7 protein-coding genes are annotated in these 9,306 nt (G+C 48.2%); 1 reads left to right on the top strand and 6 read right to left on the bottom strand.

The window, feature by feature from the left end; all coding sequences use genetic code 11:
- Nucleotides 1-308: 308 nt before the first annotated feature.
- The 3 genes from mdh to citZ form a co-directional block, all read right to left on the bottom strand.
- A complete protein-coding gene (gene mdh, locus M3630_RS26010) occupies nt 309-1,247 on the bottom strand; it encodes a malate dehydrogenase (protein ID WP_251254005.1) in 939 nt (312 codons plus the stop codon).
- Between the two features lie 52 nt (nt 1,248-1,299).
- Nucleotides 1,300-2,583 carry an NADP-dependent isocitrate dehydrogenase gene (gene icd / locus M3630_RS26005; RefSeq protein ID WP_173608867.1) on the bottom strand — a complete coding sequence of 428 codons (1,284 nt, stop codon included), beginning with the start codon at nt 2,581-2,583 and terminating at the stop codon, nt 1,300-1,302.
- Nucleotides 2,584-2,736: 153 nt separating this feature from the next.
- Entirely contained in the window at nt 2,737-3,849 is a 1,113-nt protein-coding gene (citZ, locus tag M3630_RS26000; protein WP_048031704.1) for a citrate synthase, read from the bottom strand.
- A 425-nt stretch (nt 3,850-4,274) separates the two neighbouring features.
- Between citZ and ytvI the strand changes: the two genes are divergently transcribed.
- Nucleotides 4,275-5,405 (top strand): sporulation integral membrane protein YtvI, encoded by a 1,131-nt coding sequence (gene ytvI, locus M3630_RS25995; protein ID WP_221867561.1) that lies wholly within the window; start codon nt 4,275-4,277, stop codon nt 5,403-5,405.
- 76 nt (nt 5,406-5,481) lie between these two features.
- Here the strand turns inward: ytvI and M3630_RS25990 are convergent, their stop codons facing one another.
- The 3 genes from M3630_RS25990 to nrdJ all read right to left on the bottom strand — a co-directional run bounded on the left by M3630_RS25990 (nt 5,482) and on the right by nrdJ (nt 9,202).
- Nucleotides 5,482-5,877 carry an FxsA family protein gene (locus M3630_RS25990; protein ID WP_173608869.1) on the bottom strand — a complete coding sequence of 132 codons (396 nt, stop codon included), beginning with the start codon at nt 5,875-5,877 and terminating at the stop codon, nt 5,482-5,484.
- Nucleotides 5,878-5,879: 2 nt separating this feature from the next.
- The gene (locus M3630_RS25985) at nt 5,880-6,311 is read right to left on the bottom strand and encodes an acyl-CoA thioesterase (RefSeq protein ID WP_251254004.1); all 432 of its coding nucleotides are present in this window, start codon (nt 6,309-6,311) and stop codon (nt 5,880-5,882) included.
- Nucleotides 6,312-6,940: 629 nt separating this feature from the next.
- Nucleotides 6,941-9,202 carry a ribonucleoside-triphosphate reductase, adenosylcobalamin-dependent gene (nrdJ, locus tag M3630_RS25980; RefSeq protein ID WP_251254003.1) on the bottom strand — a complete coding sequence of 754 codons (2,262 nt, stop codon included), beginning with the start codon at nt 9,200-9,202 and terminating at the stop codon, nt 6,941-6,943.
- Between the last annotated feature and the right edge of the window lie 104 nt (nt 9,203-9,306).

Raw genomic sequence — 9,306 nt, 5'->3', positions numbered from 1 at the left:
AATCCTTCATAAGTAGCAGCTCCTTTCGTATTGTAGCGCTCTGTCTATTGGCGTACTTGCCCTTAGTGTAGCCAGAGTAACCTACGAAGTTACGAATAGGGGCTGTCCTCGTTCATAATAACTTATGAAATCCTCCCTCGAAACTTCTACGTTTGAAGCGCTCCCGCCATTTATTCCGGAGCGAACAGTCATACCCCTTGCGGGGCGTAGGCCGAAGCGTAGACTGGAAATTCGCTTCTTCCACCACCACAGCAACTTTAATAGCAAAAGACGCCTTCCCAAAGAAAGGCGTCTTACATGTATTAATCTTATTTCAAAACAGCCATTACACTGCGTACAGAGTCAGCAGATTTATCAAGAGCTGCTTTCTCTTCGGCAGTCAGATCCAATTCGATCACTTTTTCGATCCCGTTTGCGCCGAGCAGAGTCGGTACACCCAGGTAGAGATCGTTGTAGCCGTACTCTCCTTGCAGAAGAGCGATGGATGGCAGAATGCGTTTTTTGTCCTTGATGATGGCTTCAGCCATTTGTACCAAGGAAGCCGCAGGTGCATAGTAAGCGGAACCGTTCCCCAGAAGGTTTACAATCTCGCCCCCGCCCTTGCGGGTACGCTCTACGATCGCATCCAGACGGTCTTGCGGGATTAATTTTTCCAATGGGATACCACCAGCATACGAGTAGCGAACCAATGGAACCATGTCATCTCCGTGACCACCCAGAACGAAGCCCGTTACGTCTTCTACAGATACGTTCAGCTCCATCGCCACGAAGGCACGGAAGCGAGCAGTATCCAGAACGCCGGATTGACCGATTACGCGCTCTTTTGGAAAGCCGGACGTTTTGAAGAAGGTGTACGTCATCGCGTCAACTGGGTTGGACAGTACGAGCACGATAGAGTTTGGTGCATATGTTTTTACTTGCTCTGCAACAGATTTCATAATGCCAGCATTGGTGTTAACCAGATCATCGCGGGACATGCCAGGCTTGCGGGCAATACCAGCTGTGATGATGACGAGATCAGCATCTTTGATGTCTTCATAGTTCGCAGTACCTGTGATGTTTGCATCAAAGCCAAATACTGGCGAGGATTCCATCATGTCGAGAGCTTTACCTTTTGTTGGGTTCTCCAGTTGCGGAATGTCAACCAATACGATGTCGCCCAGTTCTTTTTGCCCCAAAATGAATGCAGTTGTTGCACCAGTGAAGCCACTACCGATAACAGCGATTTTTTTACGGTTGAATGCCATGAACTATTCCCCTCCAAAAATGTAAGTGTAAAAATTTGTGCCCAAATCTATCTTACATGTTTTGAATCAGAGCGTCAGCAAACTCGGAGCATTTCAGTTCTTGTGCGCCTTCCATCAGACGAGCGAAATCGTATGTTACTGTTTTCGCGGAGATGGTTTTTTCCATGGAGTTGATGATCAGATCAGCTGCTTCGTTCCAACCCAGGTGACGCAGCATCATTTCTCCGGACAGGATTACGGAGGATGGGTTTACTTTGTCCAGACCAGCGTATTTCGGAGCTGTACCATGAGTTGCTTCGAAGATCGCATGACCAGTCAGGTAGTTGATGTTTGCACCTGGAGCGATACCGATACCGCCTACTTGTGCAGCCAAAGCGTCGGATACATAGTCACCGTTCAGGTTGAGTGTTGCTACTACATCGTACTCAGCTGGACGAGTCAGGATTTGTTGCAGGAACGCGTCAGCGATAACATCTTTCACGATGATTTTGCCAGCTGCTTCTGCTTCTTTTTGTGCTTTGTCAGCGTCGCCGCCTTCAGCTTTGATACGATCGTATTGTGCCCAAGTGAACACTTTGTCGCCGTATTCTGCTTCAGCCAGTGCATAACCCCAGCTTTTGAACGCACCTTCCGTGAACTTCATGATGTTACCTTTGTGTACGAGGGTAACGGATTTGCGCTTGTTGTCAATTGCATAGTCGATCGCTGCACGAACCAGACGCTCTGTACCATCTTTGGAAACAGGCTTGATACCGATACCAGAAGTTTCTGGGAAGCGGATTTTCTTCACGCCCATTTCGTTTTGCAGGAAGTCGATTACTTTTTTCACTTCTGGAGTACCTTCAGCCCACTCTACACCAGCGTAGATGTCTTCAGTGTTCTCGCGGAAGATTACCATGTCTGTCAATTCAGGATGTTTCACTGGGGATGGAACACCATCGAAGTATTGAACAGGACGTACGCAAGCATACAGATCCAGCTCTTGACGCAGTGCTACGTTGATCGAACGGATACCGCCGCCTACTGGTGTAGTCAGAGGACCTTTGATTGCAATCAGGTATTCACGAACAGCAGTCAGCGTATCTTCTGGCAGCCACTCGCTGTATTGGTTAAAGGATTTTTCACCTGCGAATACTTCGAACCAAGCGATTTTCTTCTCGCCTTTGTATGCTTTTTCTACAGCAGCATCCAGAACACGAACGGAAGCTTTCCAAATGTCAGGGCCAGTACCGTCACCCTCGATGAAAGGAATGATCGGATTGTTTGGAACTACCAATTTACCGTTATCCACAGTAATTTTTTCGCCTGCAGTTGGTTGCGTCAGGTTTTTAAACACAAAAAATCCCTCCAGTGTTATATATATTTGGTGATTATGAATATTTCCAGACGTAGGAGAACTACCACTCACTTGTGGTAGTTCTCAAGCTTGCGCTCAGGAGCGATCAGCTTGGCTGACCCCCTACCCTCCACGCTCGAAAATAGCGAGTTCTTAGCGGCGGTCAATTGGAACGTAGTGTTGGTTGACCGGACCGGTGTAATCCGCGCGAGGACGGATCAGGCGATTATTTTCATACTGTTCCATGATGTGTGCTGTCCAACCGGACATACGGCTGATAGCAAAAATCGGTGTGAACAGGTCCGTTTCGAGGCCGAGAGAAATGTACACAGATGCGGAGTAGAAGTCAACGTTTGGCTTCAGTCCTTTTTCACCGGAAATCATTTCATCGATCTTCACAGACATCTCAAACAGCTCAGGGCGACCGATTTGCGCGGTCAGTGCTTTGGACATTTCTTTCAGCCATTTCGCACGTGGGTCACCATCTTTGTATACACGGTGTCCGAAGCCCATGATTTTTTCCTTGTTATCCAGCTTGGTGCGGATGTAGGATTCTACGTTAGCCATGCCGCCGATTTCGTTCAGCATCTTCGCTACTGCTTCATTAGCGCCACCATGCAGAGGGCCTTTGAGTGTACCAATTGCAGACACGATACCGGAATAAATGTCAGTCAGAGTCGCAACAGTTACGCGAGCAGAGAATGTAGATGCATTGAACTCATGGTCAGCATGCAGGATCAGAGCAACGTCAAACGCTTTTACTGCTGTTTCTGTTGGCTCCTGGCCTGTCAGCATGTAGAGGAAGTTTTGTGCAATCGTGAAATCTGCACGTGGAGCTACTGGCTCCAAACCTTTACGCATACGCTCGTAAGCAGCGATCAAGGTAGGAGTTTGTGCCATCAGGCGGATAGATTTCCGATAGTTGGCTTCAGGAGACATATCTTGCGCTTCTGTGTCGTAGAGCGCTAACGAAGAGACAGCTGTGCGCAACGCCGCCATTGGGTGTACGCCTTTTGGATAGTGGCGAATGCTTTCCAGCACTTCTTGGGCCACTGCTGCATTTTCACCCAATTGTTTTTTCAAAGCGTCCAGCTGATCACGCTTCGGTAACGCTCCATGCCAGAGCAAATATACAACCTCTTCAAAAGTTGCATGTTCTGCCAGCTCATCGATGTTGATCCCGCCATAGCAAAGAACCCCATCGACGATCGAACAGATGGATGATTGAGCGGCAACAACGCCTTCAAGTCCACGAGTAGTTGTCATAGAACTCCCTCTCCTTTTCCACTCAAGTAGTAGTGCTTATCTAGTCTTCGCTTGTCCGCCATGACTGATAAACGGCCTGATCAAGTTCAAAATAGACGACTTTTTGAACATCCTATCTATGAAATTGTAAGCAGCGGTTTCTTTCATCCACCACTCTTGACAGGGAATGTATCCACGCAAATCCTCACAAGGTCGTACATGCAAATGTCGCTCGTGCAAGGGGAGAGGCGAGAGAAAAGAATCCACTAAGACGACCCAATTATAAAAGATTATTGCGATTTTGTGAATAAGGTTGGCGAAAAAATGTTTCGAAGGGTGAAACGGAGTTTTGTTTTTTCGCGATTCTTGCTCCACCTATCAGGCATGCTGCATAATAGAAACATCAGTATTTTGTTCGCACCTTCGCGGCGGAAAGGAGAAACCGTTTGAATCAGGAAAACTGGGTAGAGCGCCTCTTTCAAATCATTCGATTGTTATGGGTTTGCCTGCTTGTCTATGTAGGGATTTGGGTATTCCAACATGCAACACCTTTACTGTACCCATTTATAATCGCTTTAGTCATTGCGCTCATCATCAACAAGCCCGTTACGTTTATGACCAGAAAGTTCAGGATTCCCCGCTGGCTTTCCGTCATTATCGCGCTCTTGGTTTTGATGTTGCTCGCTGGCGGAGTGCTCACACTGATCATCACGGAAACAGTCGTGGAAATCGGAGAGCTGGCCAAGCGTTTGCCAGTCGTTGCACAGGAACTGGCCCATTATTTGCAAAATACGATTTCTCAGGACTTCTTGATGGGCATTTACAATCAGCTTCAGTGGTTTTACGAGCAACTCGATCCAAGTTATAAGGATAAACTTACCAGTACGGTAGGTAGTGCGATCTCGACCATCACAAATGTTGGGCAGGACTTGATCGTCAAATTCCTGGATGGATTGAAAAACCTGCTTGTCTCACTCCCGAATATGGCAACAGTTTCCGTTATTTCCATCATGGGTGCCTTCTTTATCTCCAAAGATTTTGCCCTTTGGGAAGCGCGGGGTCGCCGTCTTTTGCCAACAGGAGTAAACAGCCGTCTCGATCAAATTTTCATCGATTTGCGCAATGCCTTGTTCGGGTTCGTCAAGGCGCAGTTGACTCTCATCTCCTTAACCGCTGCCATCGTCATCATTGGCCTGTTGGTCATGCGTGTCGAGTACGCGATTACGATTGGCTTGATCACGGGCTTGGTCGATCTCTTGCCTTATCTTGGGACAGGGACCGTCTTTGTTCCTTGGATCATCTACATGTTTTTCAAAGGCAATTACACGATGGTCATCGGCTTGTCCATTTTGTACGGGGTCGTCTTGATTTTCCGTCAAATTATCGAGCCAAAAGTCGTTGCGGAAAACGTCGGTCTCGACCCTCTCCTCACATTGGTCGCGCTGTTTGTTGGCCTCCAGCTGTTCGGATTCCTGGGCTTGATCATTGGACCTGTTTCACTTGTCATGATCAATGCTCTGGTAAAAGCCAACGTCTTCGTCGATGTATGGGGCTACATCCGAGGGAAGAAAACCTGACCTCATGTAAAAAGAACCGCTTGCGAGCAGCTTGTACACAGCTCGGAGCGGTTCTTTTTTATAGGGAATTTTAGTATTAGCGGCGGAAAAACAATTGAACACGACCAGACGAGATGAGGTTCCACAGCCAGCGCTTCAACAGATGACGAATGATCATCCGTGTGTACGGAATAAGAAAGACCAGTCCAATCACATCTGTGACGAATCCAGGCAACAAGAGCAAAATACCACCGATCAAGATCAAGACACCGTCAATGAGCGAATCGGTAGGCATTTGCCCACGCGACAACTGGTGTTGGACCATGCGGAATACTTGCATCCCCTGCTGCTTCGCAAGCCAAGCTCCCAAGATCCCTGTGAGAATGACCAGCATGACTGTATTCCAGCCGCCAATCCACGAACCAATAGTAATAAGCCCCCAAAGCTCTAAACCAAACGCTACGACAAATAGAATGGCAAAAAAGCGGAACATGCCTATTCCCCTCCTTTATGCTGGGAGTCCAACCAATCATAGATGTCAGGCACCGCTCTGGACAAGCGAATCGGCCTCAAAGCTGTGTTGGTAAATACATGCATTGTCTCTCCTGACACCAACAGCTGTTGGTCAGGCAATCTAACAACCTCGTAAGCAAAAGTGAGACGGACAGGACTGATCTCTTTTACACGTGTCCGTATTTCTACCTCATCGTCATAACGAGCAGGCTGTTTGTAAGATATGTTCGCATCTGTGACAGGCAGAAGTACGCCTTTTTCCTCGAGTTCACGATAGGTAATCCCCGCATGTCGAATCAGTTCTGTTCTTCCTACTTCAAACCAGTTCAAGTAATTCGTATGGTATACCACACCCATCTGATCGGTTTCTCCATAGCGGACACGCAATCGATGGGAATGAATAAACGGAGTCATTTTAGATCGCTCCTTTCTCTATAAAATGATTGTACCATAGTCCCCCTACTCAAGGCTCATTGATATAAGATACTGTAGTGGTGGGGAGGAAACAGGAGAAAACGCTCAGATTCTAGGTCCACCCGCTGGGGGATTCACTGCCCGGCTCCATGAAAAAAAGCGAAACCCGCGTCCAAAGTCGTCCATTCAGGAGGTCTCTCAGAGGTGGACGCTAAGAGCTTGTTTCCCTTTTTTTCATTGCGCCTCGGTCGGCGTCCCTAAGATCTTCGCTTATTTCTCCTGTTTCCTCTACGAGCTTTCTGTGTTATCCGATTTTTTAAATCCTTCAAAGAATGAAGAATCTCATCCTGTTACGCCAGAGAAGAATATTTCCAGACGTAGCGACTTGTGGAGTCCTACCGAGCGGAGAAGGGATTTGCGGGTAACAGAAACGCAACGTGCCCACGCGACGAAGCGGCTACCACTTTTGCGTTTCCCCGCGAATCCCTTCGGAGCGGACAGCCCCAGCCCCCAGCGGGACGGAGCCTGGAGCCTAGACTGGAAATATTCTTCTCTCCACCGCAGCCACATAAAAAAACAGGGGGAGACTGTTTCTACCAGTCTCCCCCTGCTCTTATTATTCGGATCGCTTAACGAATCGGGCAAGCTCCGCCTTCGCAAGATTCAGCCGTGGACAGATCAGCCTCGCCGCCAGTTTCATACTGCTGCAAAATCGCAGGATCAAACGGCTTCATGGACTGCTTTAATGCCTCGTACTGTTCTTTGGTGCACTCTTCGTAAGGAGCCAATTGGTAGTTTCCTCCATCCAATTGCAAGAAGGATACACCTACGAAATTATCCCAGTTATCGTATACGATGTCTTCTACTTCTGCCCATTCTTCCTTACGTACAGTAATGGTGTTCGAAGAGTTGTGCTCCGTATATTCCTTCTGGAAACGGAAGTACGTATCGAATTGGCGTTTTGCACTTACTTCGTTCTTCGTTTCTTCTGCGCCTGATGCTACAGGGAAATCGATGACGAGTGTACGTGCATTTGCCATGCGCTCTTCATACGTTTCGCCTGGTGTTCCTACCTCTGGGTTGACTGTCCAGCCGAGAGTTTGAACCGCTTTTGCCAATGGATCCTCAGCATTGATGCGAATGCGGCGGATGTAGTACGGCGAATGGGACCAGTGCAGACCGCTGGAGACACCACCAGCTACCTGAGACAGCGTACCTTCCGGCTTCACAGTCGTTACCAAGAGTGGAGAGTTCACACGCAGCTCATACGCATAACGGTTCGCCTCGTCACGAGCAGCATCGCCCAGCTGGCGCAGCAATTCGAGCTCTTGCTCTTCTGTATAGCCAAGGGATGCCAGCGCATCCTTCACACCAGTAAGAGAAGTTCCGAGCAAGCGGTCACGCTGTTGAACGGTATCCCAATGCGGCAGCTCCAACGTAACCAGCGTCATGCGCAGACCGGCACGAGCAGATTTGCGCTGAGCTTCCAGCAAGCCATCGAGATCCAGATACTTGGAGCCATCCCCGCGATCCTTCACGAATTCAACCAGATTGACTGTCGTCAGGTTGCAGACGCCATAAGAATCGAGCAGGATTTCTGCACAAGGGTTCAAGCCCTCTGCATTTGGGCGGCGACGGTTTGCTTCTTCCAGGTTGATGAAGCCTGGTTCGCCTTCCAATTGCATCAAAGTGAACACGAGGTTCAAGAATGGCTTAGTTGGTTGTTTGGTAAAGGCGATGGAGTTGTTGGACATACGGCGGTGATCCAGACCAAAACGTCCGTCTCCTACGTTTTGGATGCTGTCAAACCATACAGGCTTGTGCTCTCCCAACAGCTCGCCTACACGACGGTGATGGTTCAGCTGATCCTCCGTCCAGAAACCATTGATGCCGTATTTCGCCAGCATGCACTCGTAGTCATCGTGATCAAACAGGAAAATTTCCGCTGTACGGCGCACGCCACCTACTACAACGTTTGCTCCGATGAGGTTTCCAATGTCGAGAATATGTATCGGACGGATTTTACCGTATCCTTTTTCATCACTCTCGATTGGTGCCAAATGCTGGTCGATTTGGTTTTTCAACACTTTATCGATTCCTTCAAACATTTCGCGAAGCGGCTCATGACCACTAGCTGTACCGCCAAAACGCTTCAGTCGCTCGCCTTTCGGACGCACGCTGTTATAAGAGATTTTCACGGTGTGAATGTGCTCGTAAGTGGAATCTGTCAAAATTTGCAGGTAGAGACGGAGGGATTCTACCCAGCCTTCTTTACTGTCTCCCACATAAATTTTGGCAAAGCCGTTATCCAAAACGTTCAGCTCAGAGCGCTCCAGGCGTTGATGCTTTGGCAGCGGTCTGTATTCAGAAGAAAGCAGCGAGACATTCGTGCGAATCGGGCCCAGTCCAGCAGCCATTTCCTTCGTGCATTTGAAGCCTACGCCAGTTCCTACCAAGAGAAGGTAGAACAAATCGCCCAAGTCATCCCAAGACTTGATGTTCAGGAAGGAGCAGTTGAAGTTCGCCAACGGATACAAATCCGCTACGCCGTTGTCTGCACCGCCAACCCACAAGGTACGGCCGGACAAAAACTGGCGAAGGTTGAACATGTTGTCAAACAATCCTTCTGCCTCTTTTTCCATTGCGCGGGAATCGGCATACATTCCGATTTTGTTCAAATGCTGATAAGCCAGCTTAATATTGTAATCCACCGATCGGCGGCAAGTTTCTTTCCACGTTTCCCGTCTTCCTTTTTCCGGTACAAAGCGAGAATAAGTACGGTAGTAAACAAATTGTCCAAGAGGACTCATATGGTTCGGAAAATCAGGATATTGATTTAAGAATTCATCCCGCAAAAATTGAGTTCGGGATACGGTTTCGGTCGCCAGCATAACGTTCCTCCTTCGAATCTTTCCTCTCTAGTTTAACTATCTTTATCTGTAAAACTCAATAGTTTCACCTATATATTGTGCAAAATAATTTTCGACAATACTAG

This window comes from Brevibacillus sp. MER 51 (assembly GCF_023714195.1).
Taxonomy (GTDB): Bacteria; Bacillota; Bacilli; order Brevibacillales; family Brevibacillaceae; genus Brevibacillus.
The sequence above is the reverse complement of the archived record's forward strand: the minus strand, read 5'-3'. Positions and strand labels throughout refer to the sequence as shown.